Source organism: Rhizobium sp. rho-13.1 (assembly GCF_007000305.1).
In the GTDB taxonomy this organism is placed as follows: Bacteria; Pseudomonadota; Alphaproteobacteria; order Rhizobiales; family Rhizobiaceae; genus Rhizobium; species Rhizobium rhododendri.
This window is the reverse complement of record NZ_SCFL01000004.1, coordinates 193,629-218,779: the sequence shown is the minus strand read 5'-3', so window position 1 is coordinate 218,779 and position 25,151 is coordinate 193,629. Positions and strand designations below refer to the sequence as shown.

22 protein-coding genes are annotated in these 25,151 nt (G+C 60.8%); 15 read left to right on the top strand and 7 right to left on the bottom strand.

Annotation, left to right across the window (positions count from 1 at the left end; all coding sequences use genetic code 11):
• Positions 1 to 52: 52 nt before the first annotated feature.
• The 5 genes from EQW76_RS14280 to EQW76_RS14260 form a co-directional block, all read right to left on the bottom strand.
• The gene (locus EQW76_RS14280; protein ID WP_142825040.1) at positions 53 to 946 is read right to left on the bottom strand and encodes a DeoR/GlpR family DNA-binding transcription regulator; all 894 of its coding nucleotides are present in this window, start codon (positions 944 to 946) and stop codon (positions 53 to 55) included.
• A gap of 309 nt (positions 947 to 1,255) precedes the next feature.
• The gene (locus tag EQW76_RS14275; RefSeq protein WP_142825039.1) at positions 1,256 to 2,215 is read right to left on the bottom strand and encodes a D-ribose ABC transporter substrate-binding protein; all 960 of its coding nucleotides are present in this window, start codon (positions 2,213 to 2,215) and stop codon (positions 1,256 to 1,258) included.
• Between the two features lie 70 nt (positions 2,216 to 2,285).
• On the bottom strand, positions 2,286 to 3,386 hold the full coding sequence (locus EQW76_RS14270; RefSeq protein ID WP_143122946.1) for an ABC transporter permease: 1,101 nt from the start codon (positions 3,384 to 3,386) through the stop codon (positions 2,286 to 2,288).
• A gap of 23 nt (positions 3,387 to 3,409) precedes the next feature.
• The gene (locus EQW76_RS14265) at positions 3,410 to 4,954 is read right to left on the bottom strand and encodes a sugar ABC transporter ATP-binding protein (protein WP_142825038.1); all 1,545 of its coding nucleotides are present in this window, start codon (positions 4,952 to 4,954) and stop codon (positions 3,410 to 3,412) included.
• Positions 4,951 to 5,607 (bottom strand): DUF2291 domain-containing protein, encoded by a 657-nt coding sequence (locus EQW76_RS14260; RefSeq protein ID WP_142825037.1) that lies wholly within the window; start codon positions 5,605 to 5,607, stop codon positions 4,951 to 4,953. Before EQW76_RS14260 ends, EQW76_RS14265 begins: the two co-directional genes overlap by 4 nt.
• A gap of 687 nt (positions 5,608 to 6,294) precedes the next feature.
• Here EQW76_RS14260 and EQW76_RS14255 point away from each other — a divergent pair.
• The 11 genes from EQW76_RS14255 (at position 6,295) to EQW76_RS14205 (ending at position 17,324) form a co-directional block, all read left to right on the top strand.
• The gene (locus EQW76_RS14255) at positions 6,295 to 7,260 is read left to right on the top strand and encodes a sugar-binding transcriptional regulator (RefSeq protein ID WP_142825036.1); all 966 of its coding nucleotides are present in this window, start codon (positions 6,295 to 6,297) and stop codon (positions 7,258 to 7,260) included.
• A gap of 74 nt (positions 7,261 to 7,334) precedes the next feature.
• Entirely contained in the window at positions 7,335 to 8,903 is a 1,569-nt protein-coding gene (locus tag EQW76_RS14250; RefSeq protein WP_142825035.1) for an FGGY-family carbohydrate kinase, read from the top strand.
• A gap of 82 nt (positions 8,904 to 8,985) precedes the next feature.
• On the top strand, positions 8,986 to 10,497 hold the full coding sequence (locus EQW76_RS14245) for a glycerol-3-phosphate dehydrogenase (RefSeq protein WP_142825034.1): 1,512 nt from the start codon (positions 8,986 to 8,988) through the stop codon (positions 10,495 to 10,497).
• A gap of 64 nt (positions 10,498 to 10,561) precedes the next feature.
• On the top strand, positions 10,562 to 11,494 hold the full coding sequence (locus tag EQW76_RS14240; protein ID WP_142825033.1) for a TIM barrel protein: 933 nt from the start codon (positions 10,562 to 10,564) through the stop codon (positions 11,492 to 11,494).
• Between the two features lie 81 nt (positions 11,495 to 11,575).
• Positions 11,576 to 12,343 (top strand): triose-phosphate isomerase, encoded by a 768-nt coding sequence (locus tag EQW76_RS14235; RefSeq protein WP_142825032.1) that lies wholly within the window; start codon positions 11,576 to 11,578, stop codon positions 12,341 to 12,343.
• 39 nt (positions 12,344 to 12,382) lie between these two features.
• On the top strand, positions 12,383 to 12,835 hold the full coding sequence (locus EQW76_RS14230) for an RpiB/LacA/LacB family sugar-phosphate isomerase (RefSeq protein WP_142825031.1): 453 nt from the start codon (positions 12,383 to 12,385) through the stop codon (positions 12,833 to 12,835).
• Positions 12,836 to 12,945: 110 nt separating this feature from the next.
• Positions 12,946 to 13,446: a hypothetical protein gene (locus tag EQW76_RS14225; protein ID WP_142825030.1), complete on the top strand. Its 501-nt coding sequence runs from the start codon at positions 12,946 to 12,948 to the stop codon at positions 13,444 to 13,446.
• Positions 13,447 to 13,681: 235 nt separating this feature from the next.
• Entirely contained in the window at positions 13,682 to 14,344 is a 663-nt protein-coding gene (locus EQW76_RS14220) for a hypothetical protein (protein ID WP_142825029.1), read from the top strand.
• On the top strand, positions 14,341 to 15,066 hold the full coding sequence (locus tag EQW76_RS14215; protein ID WP_142825028.1) for an HAD family phosphatase: 726 nt from the start codon (positions 14,341 to 14,343) through the stop codon (positions 15,064 to 15,066). The genes EQW76_RS14220 and EQW76_RS14215 overlap by 4 nt, the downstream gene beginning before the upstream one ends.
• 18 nt (positions 15,067 to 15,084) lie before the next feature.
• Positions 15,085 to 16,611 (top strand): glycosyltransferase family 2 protein, encoded by a 1,527-nt coding sequence (locus EQW76_RS14210; protein ID WP_142825027.1) that lies wholly within the window; start codon positions 15,085 to 15,087, stop codon positions 16,609 to 16,611.
• A 5-nt stretch (positions 16,612 to 16,616) separates the two neighbouring features.
• Positions 16,617 to 17,324 carry a hypothetical protein gene (locus EQW76_RS14205; RefSeq protein WP_142825026.1) on the top strand — a complete coding sequence of 236 codons (708 nt, stop codon included), beginning with the start codon at positions 16,617 to 16,619 and terminating at the stop codon, positions 17,322 to 17,324.
• A 113-nt stretch (positions 17,325 to 17,437) separates the two neighbouring features.
• Here EQW76_RS14205 and EQW76_RS14200 read toward each other — a convergent pair whose 3' ends face one another.
• A complete protein-coding gene (locus tag EQW76_RS14200) occupies positions 17,438 to 18,439 on the bottom strand; it encodes an IS30 family transposase (protein WP_142825025.1) in 1,002 nt (333 codons plus the stop codon).
• A gap of 191 nt (positions 18,440 to 18,630) precedes the next feature.
• Complete coding sequence (locus EQW76_RS14195; protein WP_142825024.1) at positions 18,631 to 20,835, bottom strand: TonB-dependent siderophore receptor; 2,205 nt, start codon at positions 20,833 to 20,835, stop codon at positions 18,631 to 18,633.
• Positions 20,836 to 21,223: 388 nt separating this feature from the next.
• On the opposite strand from EQW76_RS14195, the gene EQW76_RS14190 reads away from it, so the two are divergent.
• From EQW76_RS14190 to EQW76_RS14175, 4 genes are read left to right on the top strand one after another with little or no spacing between them, the layout of a single operon-like run.
• Positions 21,224 to 22,060: an ABC transporter ATP-binding protein gene (locus tag EQW76_RS14190; protein ID WP_142825023.1), complete on the top strand. Its 837-nt coding sequence runs from the start codon at positions 21,224 to 21,226 to the stop codon at positions 22,058 to 22,060.
• Positions 22,061 to 22,068: 8 nt separating this feature from the next.
• On the top strand, positions 22,069 to 23,088 hold the full coding sequence (locus EQW76_RS14185) for an iron ABC transporter permease (protein ID WP_142825022.1): 1,020 nt from the start codon (positions 22,069 to 22,071) through the stop codon (positions 23,086 to 23,088).
• The gene (locus EQW76_RS14180; protein WP_142825021.1) at positions 23,085 to 24,137 is read left to right on the top strand and encodes an iron ABC transporter permease; all 1,053 of its coding nucleotides are present in this window, start codon (positions 23,085 to 23,087) and stop codon (positions 24,135 to 24,137) included. Before EQW76_RS14185 ends, EQW76_RS14180 begins: the two co-directional genes overlap by 4 nt.
• A gap of 54 nt (positions 24,138 to 24,191) precedes the next feature.
• Positions 24,192 to 25,115 carry an ABC transporter substrate-binding protein gene (locus EQW76_RS14175; protein ID WP_142829472.1) on the top strand — a complete coding sequence of 308 codons (924 nt, stop codon included), beginning with the start codon at positions 24,192 to 24,194 and terminating at the stop codon, positions 25,113 to 25,115.
• Positions 25,116 to 25,151: the final 36 nt, after the last annotated feature.

Here is a 25,151-nt window from a genome sequence, read left to right as displayed (position 1 = left end):
CAAAGGGTAAAAAGGTGCTTCAACCGCCTTGTTTCAGTGACGTGACAGAGAGCTATCGGGCCTGGGGATCGTATCGCTTCAGCGCGGATGCATGGCTTGAGCCGCGCGTCGGAGCCACAACAACATTGATGCCCTTGTCGCGCATGCGGGCGATATGGACCGGCGGCGTACCGTCGTCGACGATAACGATGTCGAAATCGGTAAGCGGCGAGAACACGTGCAGGGCACGTCGGTCGAATTTCGTATTGTCGGCGAGAAGGATGCGGGTGGAGGCGGAATCGAACATCGCCCGCTTGGTATCGACCATCTCGAGAAACTGGTGAAAGACGATATCGTCGGTGATCGCAGACATCGACATGAACAACGTGTCGGCCCGCAGCTGCGAGATCTCATGGGTGGTCATGCGGCCCATGAAGGCATTGCACCAGTTGTAGTACTGGCCCCCAAGGCCGAGCAACGTCAGGTCGCGGATACCCTTGAGATCGTTCATCAGCGTCAGCGAGTTGGTGATGACGGTAAGCGGCACGGCGGAGGGCAGGAATTGCGCCATCTGCAGCACAGTGGTGGAATCGTCGAAGAAGATCGCCTGTCCGGGCTCGACGAAGCGCATTGCCGCAAGCGCCAGCGCACGCTTTTCGACCGACTGGCGACTGGAGCGGTAGACATCGCTGGATTCGATCAGGCTTGTCGGCGCCGCCGAGGCAATGCCCCGCGTCTTGCGCAGGATACCACGGCTGACGAGTTCGTCGAGATCCCTGTGGGCAGTCATCAGGCTGATACCGAAGCGTTCGGCCAGATCCTCGATGCGTACCGAGCCTTCCGCCATGACGGTCTCGGTCATCTGCTGGCGGCGGGCCAGCTGGCGCGCCAGCCGCGTGTCGCTCGGAACCTGCTCCTGCATCAGTGGATTGTCCGCAGCTTCGCCGGTATCGTCGTGGTCAGCCATGATCACCGGCCCACGCCTGCCACGCCGTCGGATGCGACCACGAGCAACGTCGCAGAGGCATCATGTACATCACCCGTCGTCTTCAGCAGCTGCGAGGACAGTATCATCACGTTCGGGCCGGCATGCTCGAGTTCACTTGGGCGGTTGTCCCGCCCGGCGTCCATCATCTATGACGCGAACAGGGCGTCGTCACAAACGGTAATGCGTCGCGACTGACATGCCAACGGTCTAGAGTGTGGACAAGTCGGGCTATCCCGGGCTTTCGTCATGAAGAGAGGAGGCGGCCCGAAGGCCGCCCCCAAAGTCGGATTATTCGGACAGAGTAAACGGTGCCGTATACTTGGCAATGTTGTCCTTGTTGATGATCAGGCAATCGAAGAGCTGCTTCTCGGTGTCGACACCGGTCTTGCCCGTCTTCAGGAACGAATCTGCCTGGTCGACAGCCTTTGCCGAGAACACGGCGACAGGCTGCAGAACGGTGTACTGCAGTTCTCCGGCCTTGATGGCAGCCACAGCATCCGGCGAACCGTCGAAGCCGCCGACCTTGATGCCCTTGAGCTTGCCGGCTTCCTTCAGCGCAGCGATAGCGCCCAGTGCCATTTCATCGTTGCCGCTGATGACGCCGGTGATGTCCGGATGGGCCTGCAGCAGGTTCTGCATCTTGTCGTGACCCTGGGTACGATCCCAGTTGCCAACGTCGGAACCGACCTTTTCGAGGTCCGGATACTGGGTCAGCACGGTCTCGTAGCCGTTAGAACGGGTTGCGGCGTTGTTGTCGGAAGGCGCGCCGAGCAGTTCGACGTATTTGCCCTTGTCGCCGACAGACTTGATCCACTCCTGCGCACCGAGGGCAGCGCCCTGGGCGTTGTTCGACACGAGCTGTGCCTTGGCAAGACCGGCCTGGTTGATTTCAGCATTGACCAGAAACACCGGAATGTTAGCGGCAACGGCCTTCTTGACGGCACCGACGGAACCGCTGGCATTGGCCGGATCGAGAATGATCGCGACCGACTTGTTGGTGATCGCGGTGTCGATCAGGTTACTCTCGGTGTTGGTATCACCCTTGTGGGCGCCGACATTCGAGGTATAGCCGAGCTTCTTGGCTTCGGCAGCAGCAACGTTGCCTTCGGTCAGCCAGTAGGGGTTGGCCGGGTCGTTGACGATGATCGAGATCAGGCCGTCGGCAAATGCCGAGGTGGACGATGCGGCCATAAGCGGTCCGGCGAGAACGACAGCCGACAGCATGAGAAGTCTTGTCTTGTTGAACATGGAAACTTTCCTCCTTGGTTGATGGTAGTGCCCGGTTACCCGGTATTCTTCTCGGCTGCGGAACAAGCCTTCACGCTTTACCTCCCAGTTGCGGAGAAGTGGTCTGGCCGCCCGTCGAGACGGGTTTCTTGGCGCGGCGGCTATACTGGATGGCATTGAGCAACACCGCGAGCACGATGACCGCGCCGGTGAAAACCGTCTGCCAGTAGGACGAGATGCCGATGATCACCAGACCGTCGGACAGGAAGCCGATAACGAAGGCGCCGAGCAGCGTGCCGCGGATATTACCGCGTCCACCGGTGAGCGCCGCGCCGCCGATGACGACGGCAGCAATCGCAGTCAATTCGTAGGACGTACCGGCCGTCGGTCCTGCCGACGTCAGCTGCGAGGACAGGATCAGGCCGGCAATCGAGGCGCAGACGCCGGAGAGCACGTAGACCAGGATCTGCACGCGCTTGACCGGAACGCCCGAAAGTTCGGCAGCCCGCTCGTTACCGCCGGAAGCGTAGAGCCAGCGGCCGAAGGCAGAGCGGTTGAGCATGACGCTGACAAGGAACGCGATGACGACGAGCACGACGACGCCGAGCGGCACGCCGGCCAACCGGTTGAAGCCGAGCCAATCGAAGCCGGTATTGCCGAGTTCGGGCTTGCCGCCGAGGTTGTTGTAGGTGAGGCCGTTGGTCATCAGCAATGCGACGCCGCGCACCATGTACATGACGCCGAGCGTCGCCACGAAGGCTGGAACCTTGAAGCGAGCAATCAACACGCCGTTGACCAGCCCGACGAGCGCGCCAAGGCAGCAGGCCAGCACGGCGACAACCCAGACCGGCGGAAACAGGATGACGCCGAACACCTTCAGCGTGATGCCCTGCATCATGAAGCCGGCGATGCAGCCGGACAGGCCGAGCGTCGAGCCCACAGACAGATCGATGCCGCCGTTAAGGATCACCAGCAGCATGCCGACCGCGAGGATGCCGAAGATGGCGACGTGCGAGGCCATCGTCAGGAAGTTGGCGGTCGAGAAGTAGTAGGGCGATAGCATCGAGAAGACGACGATGATGAGGATCAGCGCGAAGAAGGCGCGCCCCTCGAGCAGCAGGCGGCCGAGATCGAAGCCGCCGCTGAAGAGGCTAGGCTTGGTGGTTGTGCGGGATGGACCAGCTTCGCTCATGGTCATGGCTCCGTTCTTCTTCGTCATTGTTCGATCACGGCTTCGCCCGAGGCGGCCATGATCTGCTCTTTTGTTGCGTCGGACCCGAACTGCGCCGAGATCCTGCCCTTGCTCATCACGATGATGCGGTGGGCGATGCTCAGGCATTCCGAGACTTCCGATGTCGAAAACACCACCGCAAGCCCCTGCGCTGCCCGTTCGGCGAGCAACTTGAAGACCTCGGCCTTGGCACCGATATCGATGCCACGGCTGGGCTCATCGAGGAGAATGACGCGGGGATGGGTGGCGAGAATCTTGCCGATGACGACCTTCTGCTGGTTGCCGCCAGACAACGACCCGATTGGCGCGCCGCCGCCCGCCGTCTTGATGTGGACATTGCGGATGGAGTCGTCGATCAGCGCCTTTTCGCGGCTGTGCGACAGCAGCATGCCCTTGACGAAAGTGCCGATGCTGGCGAGCGACAGGTTTGTACCGACCGACATCGTCTGGACGAGCCCGTCCCGCTGGCGATCTTCGGGAACAAGCGCCAGCCCGCGACCGATGCGATCTGCGATGCTGAGCTTCGACACGTCCTGGCCTTCGAGCATCACCTTGCCGCCGGTCGACGGGACACGACCTGCAACGCATTCGAGCAGCTCGGTACGACCGGCGCCCATCAATCCGTAGATGCAAACGATCTCGCCGGCGCGCACGTCCAACGACAGGTTATCGACGACGGAGTAGCCGGTGCCCGTGGCATCGGCGACACTGACGCCGCTGACCGACAACGCGACATCGCCAAACTCGTAGCCCGATGGCGGCGAGCCGAGATCGAAGTTTTCGCCGACCATGTTGCGGACGATCCACTCGAGATCGATGTCCTTGACGTCGGCCTTGGCCGTCATGGCTCCATCGCGCAGGACCACCGCATAGTCGGTGATCTGCAGCGCTTCTTCGAGATGGTGGGAGATATAGACGATGGATACGCCGCGGCTGGTGAGATCGCGGATGACCTTGAACAGCACCTCGACCTCGGTAGCGCTCAGCGCCGATGTCGGCTCGTCCATGATCAGGATGCGGGAATCGACCGAAAGGGCGCGGGCGATCTCGACGATCTGCTGCTGCCCGAGCCTGAGCTCCTCGACGCGGGTCATCGGATCGATGACCTCGTTGAGATCGGCCATCAGCGCCTTGACCTGGCGGGCTTCCTCGGCGAAATCGACGCCCATCGGGCCCCTGATCTCGCGACCCATGAAGATATTGTCACGGATGCTCAGGTTGGGCGCCAGGCTGAGTTCCTGGTGGATGATGGAGATGCCACGATCGCGGGCATCCGTCGATGAATTGAACACCACGCGTTCGCCATCGAGCACGATATCCCCGGAGGTCGGCGTCACCACACCAGACAAAATCTTCATCAGCGTCGACTTGCCGGCGCCGTTTTCACCAAACAGCGTCGTCACCTTGCCGCGCCTGATATCGAAATTGACGCCCTTCAGGGCATGAACGTTGCCGTAGGACTTGGCGACGTTATGAGCCGAAAGAACGATGTCGCCGTTCTGCGGTGCGGGCTTGAGGGCGGCGCTCATTGGACATCCAGCTTGGCCGGCGTGACAAGCCAGCTGTTCGGGTTGATGAGCTGGAAGACGCCTACGACCGACACGGTCTTGCCGGTGAGGTTGGCAGTGTCGATCTTGGAGAGCACCTGCGCCTTCATTTCCTTGTTCAGGGCCGAGCCGGCATTCTGGTATTCGATCTGGTTGGTGAATTGGTCGAAAGTCACGGTGCCGGTCGAATCACGCAGGTCGGTGCCGTTGATCGCCGGCCCAGTCTGGACACGGATCGTCACCGTGCTCGGAACGCCGGGAACTGCTACCGTGTAGATGCCGGACTTGGCCGCACCGACGACGCCGGTGAACTTGACCGAAATTTCGGGCCCTACACCACCGGGTACGCCGTACTGCTTAGCCGCCGCGTCCTTGTTCGCTGCAATCGCCGTTGCCAAGGTGTCCGCGCTGACTGCGCGCTTCTCGATAGCCGCCTGGATCTTCGGAAACTCGGTCGAACCGAATGTTTCGGGCGAGAACGCATTGGGCTGCGCGCCCGCCTCCGAACCGATCTTCACCACCTTGGTATCGAGCGCCATGGCAGCGACCAGCACGACGATGGCGACGGAACCGATGATCAGGCCGAGGCGGGGCTTGGGAGGATTGGGTATCGAGGTACCGACCAGATTGCTCATGGTGTGACCACCTTTGACTTGACGATGCGGGAAGGGGAGAGGCTGCCGCGCCAGAGCGCACTGCCAATGGCGACAGGGGCAGCGAAACGATGAAGACGAACGGGGTGAGGCGCTGAAACTTGCATGGTCGCCCCTCCTCCAAGCGGCGGATTGCGTCAGGCTCCAAATGGAAAACCCTCTGCATTATGAATGTCACTTGAAGCGGAGTTTCCTCAACCCGCCGATACCGGCTGTGGTATATTTATGTTATCAGCCACTTTCAATATGTGATATACCCAGGATGTTGTCAATTACCTCGGAACCCTTACAGAGCACAAAAAACAAAGTTCCGGGCCGAGCGTGCAACACGAGAGCGTGATGCGGAGGCTCAGGATACACTGGACTTATACCGCATTGCGCACGAGATGCGTCTATTCGGTATGCAAAATTCGTCAATCCATGGCAATTTTCCGCTTCAAATGCCCAGTATTTATGCATTTATTGGCAAATTCGGGTTAGTAAGACCTGATTGAGCATTCAGACTACCGCGTGATGGAAGGGAGACTTGCAAGAGCGGGACCGCTCGCAGCCCATCCGAAATTCCCCCAAATACGACATGTGATAATGTTGACTTATGTTATAAAAACGTGCAAAAAATTACGCTAAGCGACAATAATTTCAGTTGAACCCGGAGGCGTCGGAAAGCACATGGCGCGATTTGCCGACAAGCGCGACAATGAAGACAGCCTCGCCGTGCGCGCGGCCTGGCTTCATTACGCTGCCGGCCTGACGCAATCCGAAGTCGCCAACCGCCTCGGCATCACCAGCGTCAAGGCGCACCGCTTGATCGCCCGCGCAAACCAGAATGGCGCCGTGAAGGTGACGATCGAAGGCGACATCGCGGAGTGCGTGACACTCGAGCGCCGGTTGGAGAGCGACTACGGCCTCACCTACGCGGAAGTGGTTCCTGATCTCCATGAACAGGGGTTGCCTCTCAAGGCACTCGGCATGGCCGGGGCCGGCTTTCTGCAGCGCGAGATCGAGAACTTCCACGGCGGCGTGATAGGCATCGGCCATGGCCGGACGCTGGCGGCGGCCGTCAAGGAAATGGCCCGCCTCGATGCCGGCCGGGTACGGTTCGTATCGTTGCTCGGCGGGGTAACACGAAACTATGCGGCAAACCCGCATGATGTGATGCATCGCCTCACCGAGAAGACGGGGGCAGCCGCCTACGTCATGCCGATCCCGCTGTTTGCCAACACCGTGGAGGATCGCGAGGTTCTCCTGTCGCAACGCGGCGTGCGCGAGATTTTCGAACTTGCGGCAGGCGCCGATCCGATGATCGTCGGCATCGGCACCGTCGAGCCGGACGCGCAGCTGGTGGCGTCGCATATGATAGAGGCGGCGGAGATCGCCGAAGTCCGCGAACTTGGAGGCGTCGGCGAAGTGCTCGGGCATTTCTTCGACAAGACCGGCAAGGCAGTCGAGACATCGCTGTCGGCGCGAACATTGTCGCCGGGTCTCGATGCTATGAAAGGCCGGCGCATCGTTGCGATTGCCGGCGGCAAGAACAAGGTCGGGGCGATCGCTGCGGTGATGAAAAGCGGATTGCTGAGCGGACTGATCACTGACGAACGCACCGCGCAAGCGCTGCTGCGAGATGACCTGGCCTGAGGGACGGGCGAGGGGGGAGAGTTCTATGGACGACAGCATGATATCGAGCCGCACCGAAACGGGAACCAAGTTCCATGGCTGATGCCGGACAGGACATCCTCGTCGGCATCGATGCCGGCACCTCGGTGATCAAGGCCGTGGCATTCGATCTTGCCGGACGGCAGATCGCCTCGGCATCGGTGGCAAACCGCTATAATTCGGGACAGGACGGTTCGGCGACGCAACCGCTTGCCCGAACCTGGGATGAATGTGCCGCCGCACTCCGGGGACTTGGCGAAAAGGTGCCGGGGCTTGCCGCGCGGACTGCCGCTGTCGCCGTAACGGCACAGGGTGATGGCACTTGGCTGGTGGGCGCCGGCGATACCCCGGTCGGAGATGCCTGGATCTGGCTCGATGCGCGCGCAGCGCCAACGGTCAGAAAGCTGGTCGGCGCATCCGGCGAGCGCGCGCGCTTCGAGACCACTGGAACCGGCCTCAATACCTGCCAGCAGGGCGCACAGATTGCGCACATGTCTGCCACCGCGCCCGAACTGCTCGACCGCGCCGAAGTGGCGCTGCATTGCAAGGACTGGCTCTATCTCAATCTCACCGGGGTTCGTGCCACGGACCCATCCGAAGCGTGCTGGACCTTCGGCGATTTTCGCAGCCGCGCCTATGACGACGGTGTAATTGCGGCGCTGGGGCTTTCATCACGCCGGCACCTGCTTCCGGAAATCATCGACGGAACCGAGGTAACGCATCCGCTAACGGCAGCCGCCGCTGCCGCAACTGGCCTCAAGCAGGGCACGCCTGTCAGCCTCGGCTATGTCGACATGGTGATGACCGGCATGGGGGCAGGCGTCTGGACCGGTGACCTCAATGCCGCCTGCACCGTCATCGGCTCGACCGGCGTTCACATGCGTCCGGTCGCAACAGCCGATGCGCAACTGAATGCCGAGGGAACGGGCTATATCATGGCTCTGCCGGTGCCAGGCATGGTGACGCAGATGCAGACCAACATGGCAGCGACACTTAATCTCGACTGGATCCTGCACGTGGCCGCCGATCTGATCGGCGAGGGTGGCACTGCACCTTCCCACGCAGAGATGGTCGCCCGCATCGACAACTGGATGGCGGCGAGCCGGCCTGGCGCCGTTCTCTATCACCCCTACATCTCCGAAGCCGGAGAACGAGGCCCGTTCGTCAACGCCAGCGCGCGCGCCGGTTTCATCGGGCTGAATGCCGGCCATCGTTATCCCGATCTCCTGCGCAGCGTTATCGAGGGTCTCGGCATGGCAGCGCGGGATTGCTACGTGGCGATGGGTGCACTGCCGCGCGAACTGCGGCTGACGGGCGGTGCTGCCCGTTCCAAGGCACTGGGCGGCGTGCTTGCTGCGGCTACCGGCGCCAGTGTCCGCGTCTCGGCGCGCGAGGAGGCGGGGGCTGCCGGTGCGGCGATGATGGCGGCAGTGGCCGTCGGCGTCTACCCCGACATGAACGCCTGCATCGCCGAATGGGTCACGCCCTTGCTCGGCGCGGGTACAGCACCGGACCCGTCGCTGGTGCCGGTCTACGACCGGACGTTTCCAGCCTACAGGCAGGCGCGCGAGGCACTCGAGCCCATATGGGACCTGCTCGCGGCTCAGCAGGTGCCGGCTGCATGATCCTCACGAGAATGACCCCGATCGACAATCACATCCGGCAGAACCGGAACAAGACACTGGCACGTGCCGCAGGAGAATGCAGATGAGCGATATTCAAACGGTAGACATGTTCATCATCGGTGGCGGCATCAATGGCGCAGGCATCGCGCGCGATGCTGCAGGCCGTGGATTGTCGGTGATCCTCTGCGAAAAGGACGACCTGGCACAGGGCACGTCGTCGCGCTCCGGCAAGCTGGTGCATGGTGGGTTGCGCTACCTCGAATATTACGAATTCCGACTGGTCCGCGAAGCCCTGATCGAGCGCGAAGTGCTCCTGAATTCGGCGAGCCACATCATCTGGCCGATGCGTTTCGTGCTGCCGCACAGCCCCAATGACCGGCCAGCTTGGCTGGTACGCCTCGGCCTGTTTCTCTACGACCATCTCGGCGGCCGCAAGAAACTGCCGGCAACCCGTACGCTCGACCTCAGGCGCGATCCGGAAGGCGCGCCGATCAAGGACGAATATACCAGGGGCTTCGAGTATTCCGACTGCTGGGTCGACGATGCCCGACTGGTCGTGCTGAACGCCAAGGACGCCGCCGAACACGGCGCCGAAGTGCTGACGCGCACCGTCTGCAACTCCGCCCGGCGCGAGGGCGATCTGTGGCGGGTTCAGATGACCGACACGCGCACCGGCGCCAAGCGCGTCGTCATGGCACGGGCTCTGGTCAATGCCGGGGGCCCCTGGGTCAACGACATCATCGGCCGCGTCGCCGGCACCAATTCCAGCCGCAACGTTCGCCTGGTCAAGGGCAGCCACATCATCACACCGAAATTCTGGGACGGACCGCAAGCCTATCTGGTGCAGAACCACGACAAGCGCGTGATCTTCATAAACCCCTACGAGGGCGACAAGGCCCTGATCGGCACCACCGACATCCCCTACGAAGGTGCGCCTGAAGCCGTTTCGGCCGACGAGAGCGAGATCGAATACCTGCTCAACGCCGTCAATCGCTACTTCAAGCAGACGCTCCGCCGCGAGGATGTGCTGCAGACGTTCTCCGGCGTCCGGCCGCTCTACGACGACGGCAAGGGTAACCCTTCCGCCGTTACCCGCGACTACGTCTTCGACCTAGACACGACGGGCGGCGCGCCCTTGCTGAATGTCTTCGGCGGCAAGATCACCACGTTCCGCAAGCTCGCCGAGCACGCGATCCAGAAGTTGCAGGCGACCTTCCCAAAGATGGGACCTGACTGGACGGCCAAGGGTATCCTGCCGGGTGGCGACATCGAGGGCGCCGACGTGCCGCGCTTTCTCGAAAAGCTGCAGCGCGATTATGCCTGGCTGCCACGCGGGCTCGCCCGCCACTATGCCCGCCTTTATGGCGCCCGCACATCGAAGCTGATCGGCGGTGCCACATCGGTGGCAGCCCTCGGCCAATGTTTCGGGCCCAACTTCTATGAGGCAGAAGTGCGCTACGTGATCGAGCAGGAATGGGCCGAAACGGCGGAAGATATCCTGACGCGCCGCACCAAGCACGGCCTGCACATGAGTGCCGACGAAAAGGCCGCTTTCGGCGCCTGGTTCGATGGGCAGATGGCGCGCTCGGCCTGAGCGCTTCGATTTTTTACAGGCGTGGTCGACGAGATCGGCCACGCGCCGTTTACAGGAGCTACCGATGGGGCTGACGCTGTCGCTCAACACCAACCCGCTGGTCAACCGCTACGCCGAGCCGGCCGACCTGATCGGCACAATCGCACATGACCTGAAGATCCGCGATGTGCAGTTGACGCATGAGTTCATCAACCCATCCTGGCCAGCTGCCGTCATCAGGCGCCTGACGCGCGACATGCGCGCCGCCCTGACCCGTACCGGCGTATGCATCACCTCCGGCATGACAGGGCCCTATGGCCGCCTCAACCATTTCGGCCATCCGGATGCGGATGTCCGGCGCTACTATGTCGAATGGTTCAAGACCTTCGCCGACATCACCGCAGATCTCGGCGGCAGCTCCGTCGGCACGCAGTTTGCCATTTTCACCTATCGCGATTTCGACGATGCGGCGCGGCGCGAAGAGCTGATTCAGATCGCCATCGATTGCTGGGCCGAAGTGGCCGAGCATGCCAAGGCAGCGGGTCTGAGCTACGTGTTCTGGGAGCCGATGTCGATCGGCCGCGAGTTCGGCGAAACCATCGCCGCCAGCTTTGCCCTTCAGGATCGCCTGACCGCCGCCAACATGGCGGTGCCGATGTGGATGATGGCCGATATCGACCACGGCGATGTCACCAGCAGCAATCCGGACGATATCGACCCCTATGCCTGGGCACGCGCGGCGCCGCCGGTGTCGCCGATCATCCACATCAAGCAATCGCTGATGGACAAGGGCGGCCACCGTCCGTTCACGGCGGAATTCAACGCCAAGGGGCGTGTGCAGCCGGAGCCGCTGCTGGCCGCTTTCGCCGAGGGTGGCGCGAAAGACAATGAAATCTGCCTGGAGCTGTCGTTCAAGGAGCGCGAGCCCAACGACCGGCAGGTAATCGAGCAGATCGCCGAGTCGATCGCCTTCTGGGCACCGCACATCGACACCGGGATTGCCGACCTCAACCTCTAGCCGGTCACCGCCTTGACGGCGCCGGTTGTCACCTTAGCAGCATGAATTTGGGCGCAACCTTTAGCGCCGGGAGAGAAGACCATGACCGAGACGCCTTTCTGGATCGGCACGAGCTGGAAGATGAACAAGACGCTCGCAGAGGCGCGCAGCTTTGCCGAGGGGCTTGCCAGCGCCGAGATCGTCAACGATCCGCGCCTGCAATGTTTCGTCATCCCGCCGTTCACTTCTATCCGCGAAGTCAAGGCGATGCTGAAGGACAGTGCAGTGAAGGTCGGTGCCCAGAACATGCACTGGGCTGAATCCGGCGCCTGGACAGGCGAGATTTCGCCGCTGATGCTGGTCGACTGCGGCATGGATGTCGTCGAACTCGGCCACTCCGAGCGACGCGAATTCTTTGGCGAAACCGACGAGACGGTCGGCCTCAAGGTCGAGGCGACCGTGCGGCACGGGATGATCCCGCTGATCTGCATCGGCGAAACGTTGGCCGACCGCGAGAGCGGCCGCGCCGACGAGGTTCTGGCCGCCGAAGTGCGCGGCGCGCTGGGCAAGCTCAGCGCCGAACAGCGGACAGCACCGCTGCTGCTCGCCTACGAACCCGTCTGGGCCATCGGTGAAAATGGCATCCCCGCGAAAGCCGATTATGCAGACGCCCGCCAGGCCGAGATCATCAAGGTCGCGGAGGGCATCCTCGGGCGCCGCGTGCCGTGCCTCTACGGCGGCTCCGTCAATCCCGGCAACTGCGCCGAACTCGCGGCCTGCGACCATATCGACGGCCTCTTCATCGGCCGCTCGGCCTGGAATGTCACCGGCTATCTCGACATCCTGGTCCGTGTTTGCGCCGTTCTCTGATCAACCCCATATCCAGTTCACACACGAAGGAGAAAACCCATGAAACTCGCAATCGCTGGCGATAGCGCCGGAAACGGGCTCGCCCACGTCCTCGCCGAATACCTGAAGGACCGCCACGAGGTCTCCGAAGTCTCCAAGCCCACCGATGGCTCGGACGAATTCTACGCCAATCTGTCGGCTCGCGTCGCCGCCGATGTGCTGGCCGGCAAATACGACCGCGCCATCCTCGTCTGCGGCACCGGCATCGGCGTGTCGATCTCCGCCAACAAGGTCCCCGGCATCCGCGCCGCCCTTTGCCACGACACCTATTCGGCGGAACGCGCAGCCCTCTCCAACAACGCCCAGATTATCACCATGGGCTCGCGCGTCATCGGCAGCGAAGTCGCAAAATCCATCGCCGATGCCTACCTCGCCCAGACCTTCGACGAAAACGGCCGCAGCGCCTCCAACGTCGCCGCCATCAACGAACTCGACAGCAAGTTCCGCGACTAAAGCACAACCTCCACGGCCTCAGCCAACTGAGGCCGTGGATGCTTGTCCGGGCGTTAGTTGAACCAATTCCTTTCGAATGCGTTAACGAGCGCAATCGTAAGGATTTACAGATGGAACTCCAGGACAGAACGCTCGAGGAGAGCACGTCGGAAACACCGATGGACACAGCGCCGCTGCTGCATGCCGGTCATATCGTCCGCGAGTTTCTCGTCTACCTGAAAGCCAACCCGATTGCCGAGACAAGGCTTGTAGACCTGGAAGAACTGCCCTCACCGAAGGGCACCTTGGTGAACGCCTTCCGGCTGCTGATCGCCAATGAACGCCGGATGCAGCAGCGCTCCCAGTTGCAGAAAATCGGCCTCCTGATCGCCCAGTTCCAGCCGATCGACGACCCTTCCGACCAGGAACAACCACGCGACCCCCTCGCGTCATGGATAGACGATGCTGCGGAAGCAAAGGCTGCCAGCGAGCAAAACTGGCTGTCGGCCTACCGCGAGCATCAGGAACTGACGGAGCTCTTCGATCTCTCCGCGCGCATGGCTGAGCAGGGTACAGCTTCCACGGACGCAACGGCGTCTGCGGAGCAATCGACGGAACTGCGGGCGCACTGATCGCGCCAAGCGTCAGGCTTTATACTTTGATATTGCGCAAGAAGCCTTATCGCGTCGGCCCACAACCTTGACTTGATCACTACCATGCGATTTTCCCCGCATATCGTTCAACCATAAGGCTGGCACAAGCTGCAGCCCCTCCAATGACCTCGACAGCGCGACTCATGGCTTTGCTGTGGCGCGGCCATGCAGCGATAGCATGTGCCGATCGGTGATCTCGGGCAGGGGCGGTAGAATGGGCACGATTGCCAGAAGCAGCATCCTTGCTCATCGCGGCAGCTGGAATGACAACGTCGCGAAAAATTCGCGTACCGCCCTTTGCAGTGCCCTTCTCGCCGGGTTCGGCCTGGAAACCGACATTCGCGATCTCGATGGCGCACTCGTCATCTCCCACGATCCGCCAACCCGTTCCGACGACATCATCACCTTCGACTGGCTACTCGATTTCTACGCCGTCAATGGCTGCACGGGAACGCTGGCGCTGAACATCAAGGCCGACGGTCTTGCCGAAATGACCCACCGCGCATTGCGCGCCCACGGCGTCACTTCCTATTTCGTCTTCGATATGTCGATCCCGGACATGCTGGCGTACATCAGGGCTGGAATGCCGGTCTACACGCGCGTCAGCGAATACGAGCCGACGCCCGCGCTGGCGGCAGAATCGGCCGGTATCTGGCTCGACAATTTTACCGGCGATTTTCCCCAGGTCGACGTGGCAGAGCGACTGTCCACGAATGGCAAGCCGATCGCGCTGGTTTCGCCAGAGCTGCACAAGCGCCCGTACGAAACCTTCTGGTCTTCCCTTCGGGATCGACCAAACCTGGATCTTACCTCCATGCTGCTCTGCACGGATTTTCCCGATGCCGCAGCTGTTTATTTCGGGAGTGAAGCAGCATGATCAAAGCCGTTCTATTCGACATGGATGGTGTCCTGATCGACGCCAAGGACTGGCATTACGAGGCGCTGAACCGCGCGCTCGAGCTGTTCGGCTATACGATCAGCCGCGAATCCCATCTGTCCACCTTCGATGGACTGCCGACACGTCGCAAGCTTGAGATTTTAACGGCGGCTCATGGCCTGCCGCGCGGGCTGCACGATCTGCTGAACGGGCTGAAGCAGAATTACACCATCGAGCTCACCCATCTGCGGTGCAAGCCGGTCTTCCACCACCAGAAGGCGCTCTCACGCCTGCACAAGTCGGGGCGCAAGATTGCCGTCTGCTCAAATTCGATCTGCAATTCCATCGAAGTCATGATGCGCCTCGCAGCGCTGTCGCCGTTCATCGATGCCATCGTCTCCAACGAGGATGTCGCAAAGGCAAAGCCCGATCCGGAAATGTACCTCTCGGCAATGCAGCGCTTCGGCGTCGAGCCGCATGAGTGCCTGATCCTCGAGGACAACGAGCACGGCATCCGGGCGGCGCGCGCAAGCGGCGGTCATGTGCTCGTCGTCGGCACGCCCGCCGACGTGACCTATGAGCGGATCATGCAGCGCATCAATGAAATCGAGCTTGCAGACATGGGCCGCATGCTGGGGCAGGGCGCCGCCGATCTCAACCCAGCAAGGCCTGAAGCGGCAAATGCCGGCACATCCGCAATTTCCCATCGCAAGACAGCGTAACACCGAGCAGGATTCTCCATGCAGATTCTCATGCCGATCGCCAGCCGCTCGCAGTTCTTTCCAGAGCAGGAGTATTTCTTTCCCAAGCCGCTGATCGAGATCGCCGGCAAGCCGATGATCGACTGCGTCGTCTCGGCGCTGCGCACGACGATTGCCGACGCCCGCTTCTGCTTCATCATTTCAGCCGACGATGCACGACGCTTTTCGCTCGATGAGACCCTGATGATTGTCGGCGGGCAGGGGACCAAGGTCATCCAGCGGGTCGGCGAGACCAGGGGCGGCCTCTGCTCTGCGCTGCTGGCCGGCGACGAACTGGATCTGGAGGCGCCTCTCGTCATCTGCAACAGCGACCAGATCATCGATGCGCCGCTGATGGAAATCCTGGAGAAGTTTCGCCAAGACGACGTTGCCTCTGGCGTCGTCACCTTCCGCTCCGTCCATCCGCGCTGGTGTTATATCGTGCCCGAAGGCGACGGACGTGTTGCCCAGGCGGCAGAAAAGCGCGTCGTCTCCGATATCGCCGTTGCCGGCTTCTATTACTTTCGGAGGGCAGGTGACTTCTTCGCAGCGGCACGCCGCGCGATCCTCAACGGCGATGACGTCGAGGGCCAATATTACTTCTCCGCCGCCCTTAACCAGATCATCCTCAGCGACGAACAGGTCGCCTATGTGAAGATCGAGGCCTCCAGATATTACAGCTTCTATTCGCCGGAAAAGATTGCCGAATTCGCCGCCACCGAGCTCGCCGCAAGCCTGCGCGACCAGTCACGGGATGACCGGCCGATCAACGTGCTCATCCCGGCGGCCGGCGAGGGCAGCCGCTTTGCCCGGCAGAACTGGCGCAAGCCTAAACCGTTCATCGATGTCGATGGAAGGATGATGCTCGAACATGTCATCGGCAATGTATGCCCGCCGAACGCCACCCCCACCGTGCTTCTGCGTGCCGAGCACATGAAGGCATGCGATGGAGACGTCCAGCTCTTGCGGGCAATGGGCACCACGATCAGGCCCGTAGACCGCCTGACGGAGGGCACCGCCTGCACGGTGCTGCTTGCCCGCAGCAGCTTCGACAACGACCGGCCGCTGCTGATTGCCAACTCGGATCAGTGGGTCGATTTCGATTGCAGCGCCTTCATCAAGGATTGCCTGCAGCGCAAGCTCGACGGCTCGATCCTGGTTTTTCGCGATGCGCAGATGGACCCGAAATGGTCCTTCGCCAAGGTTGACGACCGGGGCCTGGTCACCGAGGTGGCAGAGAAAAAGCCGATCTCCGATCTCGCCACCGTCGGCATCTATCTCTTCCGTCGGGGCTCCGATTTCGTCCGCGCCGCCGTCGACATGATCGCTTGTAACGACCGGGTGAACAACGAGTTCTACACCTGCCCGGCCTACAACTACATGATCCGCAACGGCGCCAGGATCGGCGTCTACGAGGTCAGCCCGGATGCCATGAAGGGCCTCGGCACCCCGGAGGATCTCAACGCATACCTCGCCGCAAGCGGCTTGCCGTCTTCGGCCGATGCGCCCCTCGCCATGGCCTCGTAACGCCGATGAACATCTCCGGCCTCAATATCGTCGTGCCCCTGGCCGGTCCGGACTTCGTATCCGCCGACGGCAGTCTCAAGGCACTCATGGATATCGGGCAAGCCGACCCCTTCCTCCTCGCGACGTTGAAGCAGCGGCCGTGGGCGAGGGGCACCGCCCCCTCCAGCTACGCATTCGTGCTCCATGATCGGGCGGAAACACGGGCCTTTGCAAGCGACTACCTCCAAGCCTGGTTTCCCGGTTGCCGCGTCGTCTTCCTGTCGCACTTCACGACCGGCGCAGCCTTCAGCAGCCTTGCCGGTGCAGCCCTGCAACTCGGCGCCCACAACAATCCTGTCGTCATCGATCTCGCCGACATCCTCTACTCGACCGCCCTCGATCCAGCACTCCACTTTGCCCGGCACGCTGACGTTGGCGGCCTCGCGCTGACCTTCCAGAGCCAAAATCCGCTCTACAGCTATCTCCGCAAAAACGACGACGGCAACGTTGTCGAGGCGGCCGAGAAAAAGGTCATCTCCAGCGAAGCCTCGGCTGGAACCTACGCGTTCCGTTCCGGATCCGTCCTCCTGAAAGCGCTCGCCCACGCCCTCGAAAACGCCCCAACCCAAACCCACCGCGACCTCTTCTTCGTCTGCCCCCTATTCAACGGCATCCTCGCCCAATCCCTCGCCGTAACAACCACCAAGGTCGAAAACGTGAAGGATATGAAGTAGATGGGCATTTGAAGGTTTACGGGCGAGGCGGCGGCAAGTCGCACTTCATCCTTGAACCCACCCGGTGGAGAAGCTAACCCAAGTGCATCATGCCTGCTTTGCAGGATAGGGGATCACCTGTCTTCGTGCAAATGCGCCATAAACACCTCGGTCGGCGTCCGGTATCCGAGACATTTGCGCGGTTGATTGTTGATATGGCGTGCAAGGTAGAGAAGGTCGCGTTGTGAAACTTCTGCCAGATCTGTGGTACCAGGCAGATAGCGTCGAATGCGCTTATTGGTGTTCTCGACTGTGCCTTTTTGCCAAGGTGCACTTGGGTCGCAAAACCAACTGCACGCACCGATCCCATCTTCCAAAGCCCTGAATCCGGCAAACTCGGTACCACGATCAAATGTGAAGCTTTGACGCGCGAATGCCGGTAAAGGCGAAAACGCTCTGATGATCTTGTCCATGATCGGGCGCGAGTGTCGGCTCGGGTTCTTGATGAGAACGGTATAGCGGCTCCTGCGCTCCACGAGAGTAGTGACATTCGCATGGCCGAGTGGGCGTTCGAAGATGAGCAGGTCGCCCTCCCAATGCCCAAACTGTGATCTATCTCCAACGAAATCAGGTCGTTGGGATATGCGGTGCGTGGCCGGAAACGCACCGTCGCGTGGCTTTCTTGATCGCATAGGACGACGTTTGCGGCGTGCCTCTGGTAGATATTGATAGAGACCGAGCCCATAATCTTCTTTGCTGTAGATGAAGCGATAGATCGTCTCCTTACAAACGCGAATGAGACTGAGGCCGTCCGACAGCAGGCGTCCGGCAATTTGTTCCGGCGACCAGCGAGCCTCCAGCTGGCTGACAATCTCTGTGCGCAAAGTCGGGTGGCGCTGCAGCTTTCTCAACCGGCGGCGCCGCTCCTTGGCAATACCGTCGGCAACCGTACTGTAGTAGCCGTCGTAGTCCGGCAGTTCGCGATCGTGAAACGTATTGCGCCTGATCTCGCGGTATATGGTCGAGCGATGACGCCCGAGCTGACGGGCCATCTCGTTGATGGGAACGCTTGACGCCACCAGGTGATGCAGGCGTCGGCGATCGGCGAGGGTGATCTGCGTGTAGCATCGAGACATACCAAAATCTCCAAAGTGAAACCCTTGAAATCATTGGCATGTCGCACTTGAAAATAGAATGTACCCGGCTACACCACAAAAATGCGTAATCAATCTTATGGAACTTCTATATTGTAACGATGCCGGTTCTGGCTGAAACATATCAAAGCAGCCCCGACAGTCCTTTGACAAGCGACAATCTCAGCCACCTGTCAGAACTGGACGCTTGCCGACAATACCGCGCTGAAAGGCTCGCCGATCTGGTTTCCCAATGCTGTCGTGCCGATCGATGAAGTGTAATAGGTTTTGTTGAATATATTCTTGAGGTTGAGCTGGAGCGTCAACGGGCGGTCGTTCTTCCAGGTGTAGGCTGCAAATGCGTCAGCCACCATATAGCCCGGCAGGTAATAGGCGTTCGTGTTGATCCCGGCACGCCGTCCAACAGCACGAACACCGCCTCCAAGCTTCAGTGAATCACCACGGCTGTCGATCTCGCCAAAATCGTAGGTGAGGTAGAGCGAGCCTGTATGATGCGGTACATTGACCGGCTCGTTTCCGGCGTAGTCGGGGTCCTCGAGGATCCGCGCGTGCGTGTAGCCGTAGCTTGCAATGAAACTCATCTCATCGGTGATTTCGCCCGCCATATCGGCTTCGATGCCGCTTGCCCGCACGAGGCCTGCCGTCTTCACGACCGTATCGCCCGTCACCGGATCGAGGCTGGAATAAGCGACATTCTTCTTGTCGCTGGTGTAGAGCGCGACGTTCGCGGTAATGCCGTCAAGCACGTCGAATTTGGCACCGACCTCGTAGGCCACGCCTTCTTCAGGATCGAGATTGCCGTAGTAGCTGGCGATGGAAGACTGCGGACGGAACGTCTTGGCAGCGTTCGCATAGAGCGAGAAGTCCGGGGTCACTTTGTAGACAATACCACCGCGTGGGACGAAAGCAGTGCCAAAGCTGTCGGTATTCTCGTTGAAAGGGCGCCCTTTGCCGGCCATCAGGTCATAATATTGATAGCGAAAACCGCCGACCAGTATCCATTGATCGTTGAGATGCAAAGCGTCCTGAGCGTAGAAGGAAGCTGTCGAGATCTGCTCTGTCTGGTCACTGTCGGCAGCCGATACGGTGGTGCACTCCGGTAGCGTGCCGTAAGTCGGGTTATTGATATTGAACCCGGTGCGATTGGCGCAGCGGATCAGTTTGGTCCGGAGCGTATCCGCATAGTCGTAGGACGTCCCGAACAGCAGCTCATTTCGGAAACCGGCAATATCGACGTCACCGGACAGATCGGTGCGAACGGCGTGATTGTAGATCGTCGAGCCCTGCGTGGCATCCGCCCGTCGCGTCAGGATCCCCGTCGCTGCGTTATAGGAGATGAGGCGTGCCTGGTTATCCGAATAGGTATTGATGCTGTAGGTGTAATCGAATGTCAGCTTCCAGTCGTCGCCAAGGTCGCGCTTGACGTGGACAGACGCAAGGTTCGATTGCCCCTTGCTGATGTTATAGGGTTCGTCGAAGCGGATCTTCGGGTCGACATCGACGGCATGGCCGGTGGCGAGATCAAAGATCGTCCCGCGGTCGAAGGGGACACTATAGTCTTCATGCGTGTAGGAGACCGTCACTTCGGTATCTTCACCGGACCATGTCAGCGATGGCGAGAGTACCCAATCCTTGTTGACGCCGAAATTGCGCCAGTAGTCGACGTGTTTGTAGTCTCCGACGACACGATAGCTCAAATCTGTACCTTCGATCGGGCCTGTGAAATCAAACCCTGCAGATCCACCGCCGAAGCTTGAAACGCTGGTATAGGTCTTGCCGCTGAAAGTCTGCTCCGGCTTCTTCGTCACCACGTTGATCATGCCGCCGGGATCGAGGATGCCGTAAAGTGTCGACGCCGGGCCTTTCAGAACTTCGACACGATCGGTCGTCGCATTGAAGCTGCGAGACATCGCGGTTTTCATGCCATCGATGAGGATCGAACCGTCCCTGTTGTCCCCGAAACCGCGCCGGATGATGGATTCTTGCGTGCCGCCAAGCGTATTCGACTGCGCAACACCGCTGATATTCGCAAGTGCGTCGTCCAGCGACCGCGCATTCTGGTCTCTCAGGACGTCCTGGCTGACAACGTTCACGGCCTGCGGGATATCGAGCAGAGGTGTATCCGTACGCGTCGCGGTTACGGTGGAGATCGGTTGATAGCCCTGCGTCGCGGCATTGCTGCCTTTACCGACGACGATCGGCTTCAGCACGGTGTCGTCCTTTATCCGGCTTTCCTTGGGAAACACATCGGTCGCCGCCGTTGCAGCCGGTTGAGCGTCTTCGCCGAATGCCGGATAGGCGGCGCAGGCAGCCAGCGCCAAGGCAGTAGCCCTCAGGATATTGGGACCGTAGCGCCCTGCGGCTCGCCGTTCAATCATGTCGTACCCCCATATCCTTGCGGATATCTTCGTCAGAAATTACCCCTTGCCCGCCTGCGAGCCGATGGCAGGTATGATTTCATGAATGTAGTAGTCAACTTTAATTGGTGGAATATCCGCAATTTTATGCCCGGCGTGCTCGCCTGCGTTCCCGTTGCCGTCAAGCTCTCGACCCTGAGATACCCCTAATATATAAATAGAAGCAATGTGTTGAGCGTGCGCCTACGGGAGAGGTGAGCCGCGATATGGCTGTCACGCAGGCACAACCAACAACGGCAATCGCATCTTTTCGAATTTAAAATTGACTACTACACTCAAGAATTCTCTTTCTCGTGCGGTTTCCAGACGGTAGGAGAGGTCGGATTTTTAAAACAGGACTGCCGCGGGCATGACGGACAGATTGAACTCGAAAGCTCGAGGAGCCGAGCGAGGGCATCCCCTCTCCGCACGCGACGTCTCTGCCGGCTACGGACGGCAGACAGTCTTATCCGGAATATCGCTCGACATCGGTGCAGGCAAGTTGACCGCGCTGGTTGGCCCCAATGGCTGTGGCAAATCGACGATGCTGGCGACCATCGCCCGCCTGATGAAGCCCAGCGCTGGCAATGTGCTTCTGGAAGGACACGACATTCACGTTTTGCCGACGCGGTCGGTGGCGAGGAAGCTGGGCCTTCTGCCGCAAAGCCCCGTGGTTCCGGAAGGTTTGACGGTCTATGACCTCGTGTCGCGCGGCCGCCATCCGCACCAGGGTTTCCTGAAACAGTGGACCGACAAGGACGAGCAAGCGGTCAGGCAAGCACTCGAGGTTACAGACCTTTCCGATCTCCTCCACCGGCCGGTGGACAGTCTTTCCGGCGGTCAGCGGCAGCGGTGCTGGATCGCCATGGCTCTCGCGCAGCAAACCCCGGTTATCCTGCTGGATGAACCGACGACCTATCTGGACCTCCACTATCAGGTGGAGGTCATGGAACTGCTGAGGGATCTGGCCCGGGATCACGACCGGACGATCGTCGTCGTGCTGCACGACCTGAATTTCGCCGTCCAGTATGCCGATTGCGTCGTCTTCCTGAAAAACGGGTCCATTCGGCACATTGCGGAGGAGCCGGGCACCTGCACGGCCGAACTCATAGAGGACGTCTTCAGCGTGCAGGTCATTCGACTAACCCATCCGCAGACTGACAAACCGGTTTTCGTTCCTGCCCATGGCGCGGGGCCGATCACGTGAATTATGTCATGTCCTCGGATACCAGGCGCCAGCCCTCGAGCGGGATTCGCGTTGGCCTTGTAACGGGCGCGCTTCTCCTGGCGATCCTCACACTGGCCTGCATCCATATCAGCATCGGTGCCAGAGCGGTTTCACCGCTGACCCTTTTTCAAGCGGTCTTCCATTTCGATCCCGCTAATTTCGATCATCAACTGCTGGTCAAGTTGCGATTTGCGCGCCTGGCAGCCGCCCTCCTCGTCGGTGCGGCACTCGGCGTCTCCGGGCTTCTCCTGCAGGGGCTGCTGCACAATCCGCTGGGCGAGCCTCATATTCTCGGCCTCAATGCCGGTGCCGCATTGGCGGTCACGGCGACAAGCAGCGTGCCTTTCCTGTCTGGTGGTCTCAGTCGCCCACTGATCGCGTCCGTTGGCGCAGCCACCCTGTTTATTCTTGTGCTGGCAGTGTCTTCCGCTGGTCGGTCCGGCCCGACGATGCTCAAGGTTACCTTCTGCGGCATCGCGCTGTCTTCGCTGGCCTCGTCCATCACCTCGGCCATACTGCTTTTCGACGAGGAGACGCTGCAATCCTTGCGCTTCTGGCTCGCGGGCGATCTGGCCGGCGTCAGCTACGGCACTATTGCCGCAGCGCTCGGGCCGATAGCTGTTGGCCTCCTGCTTGCGTTTTTCATTGGCCCACGACTCAACGCGCTGGCACTCGGCGATACCGTGGCGACGGCGCTCGGCGTTCCGATCTGGACAACGCGGTTCGTTGGCCTCTGCGCAACGGCAATTCTCGCGGGAACTGCTGTCTCCATCGCAGGACCGATCGGGTTTGTCGGCCTGATCGTGCCTGCAATCGCACGATGGTCTGCCGGCGGAGATGCCCGCATCGCCCTGCCGCTTGCCGCACTCCTGGGTGCCGCCTTGCTCGTCGCCGCCGACATAGGCGCACGCACGCTGTTTACGCCGTACGAGTTGGCAACCGGCATCATGACCGCCATGCTGGGAGCGCCTCTCTTCGTCGCCATCGCCTCGCGGGCTCTCAAATGACCGGTTACGACACTCCGAAGCCGCACCTAGTCGTCAGCGGTCCGTTTTTCTCGAGACGCATTCATGTGGCCACCTCGATCACTATTCTGGGCCTGGCATTCGGCACACTTTGCCTGACCCTGTTTGCCATCCTCGCCGGAAGCCAACCGATAAACCTCAGGGATGCCTTCAATCTCGTCGTGGATCCGGGGCGCCTCAGCAATCAGACCATGCGCATCTTGTGGGATCTGCGCCTGCCACGTGTCTTCCTGGCACTTATGGTCGGCGCCATGCTCGGGCTTGCCGGCACGGCAATGCAGACGCTGACGCGCAACGGACTTGCTGATCCGAGCCTGCTTGGCGTCAAGGAAGGTGCCAGCGCCGCAGCGATCGTCTTTTCGCTTTACGCCCCTTTTGCCGGGCTTTACGGGCGGACTGCTGCCGGCATGGCGGGCGGGCTTGCCATTGCGCTCATTGTTGTTCTCATCGCCCGCGGCGTGACCCGCATGCGCTTCGTGATGGTCGGCATCGGCACGTCCTGGCTTGCAGCCGCAGTCGTCTCCGTCATCGTCACGACTGCCGATATCCGCGATGTCCAGGCGGCCCTGGTATGGCTTGCCGGAAGCCTGAACGGCGCTTCATGGGAAGCTGTGCCGATCGCCTTTGCCGCGATGTTCATGGGTGCGTGCCTGCTCTTCCTGACTGCAGGCGCAGCCGATGCCGCGATGCTCGGCCCTCAGGCAGCAGCGGGCCTCGGCGTGTCGCTGAAAACACTCGCAATAATAAGATTCACGGCACCTGTGCTGCTGACGTCTGCCTGCGTTGCGCTGGTTGGAAGTCTTGGCTTCGTGGGTTTGATCGCCCCCCACCTCGCCCGGCTTTCGGTTCGTGGCAGCCAGGGCGCGTTGCTGGGCGCAAGCGCGCTCTGTGGCGCGGCACTGGTTCTGGCCGCAGACACGATCGGGCGCGCCGCATTTGCTCCACACCAGTTGCCGGCCGGCATCGTCATGTCGATCGTCGGCGTCCCCGTTCTCTTGACGCTTCTCTGGAAACGCCGCGATCAGCTTTAGGATGACAGAATGAAAAGATCTACCGCATTTGCCGCCGCCATCATCGCTCTGTCGATGGCCTCGTTTACTGCAGCCCACGCGGCAGAGATGCGCTCCTTTACCGACGACGCCGGCAGGGTCGTCGAAGTGCCGAAGCGCCCGCTTCGGATCGTCTCGATGCACGACCTCGATATCACCATACCGCTGATTGAACTCGGCGCACCCCCTGTCGCCAGCCATGGCCGCGCCGGCGTCGACGGCAAGCCATATCTGCGCTCGAGCCCGATCCTGACAGGTGTGGATTTCGACAATTCCGGCATTCAGTACATTGGCGCTGTCACCGCCGACATGGAGGCTGTGGTCGCGGCAGGACCAGACCTTATCATCACCGAACCGGGGCGCACGACGCCCGTCGAACAACTCGCTAAAATAGCCCCGACAGTCGTCATCGACGATACCTCGGGCGGGGCGCCGCACATATACGAGAAACTTGCCGACCTGACGGGAACTCAAGGCCGCCTTGCGGTGCTCGACCGGCGCTACAAGGTCCAGATAGAGCAACTGAAAAAGCTGGTGGATACCTCCAAGGTCACCGTCTCCGTAATGCAGGCGCAGAATGGCAAGGTGAGCATCTACCACACCTATCGTTCGCTTGGTCGTGTCCTTCGAGATGCCGGTTTCAGGTTCCCCGAGATCATCGACAGCATTCCGGAGGGCGGCCGCGTGGAAGTCAGTGCCGAACGACTGCCGGAGCTCGATGCCGACTATATCTTCGATACATATCGGTCGGATATCGGCGGCACGCCTGCAGACGAGATCGCTGCCATGAACAAGATACTGCCGGACTATTGCCGCTTCCTCGCAGCCTGCCGCGAAGGCCGTTATATTGTCCTGCCCAGGGAGGAAGCGATCTCCAATTCATACGCGGCACTTTCGCTGATGGTCTCCGTCGTCCAGTCTCAAATTTCAGGCCGGCAGCCACCGATGCCGTCGAAATAGAACCGTGTGGGGCAAGACGACGCTTTGGCCTTAAAA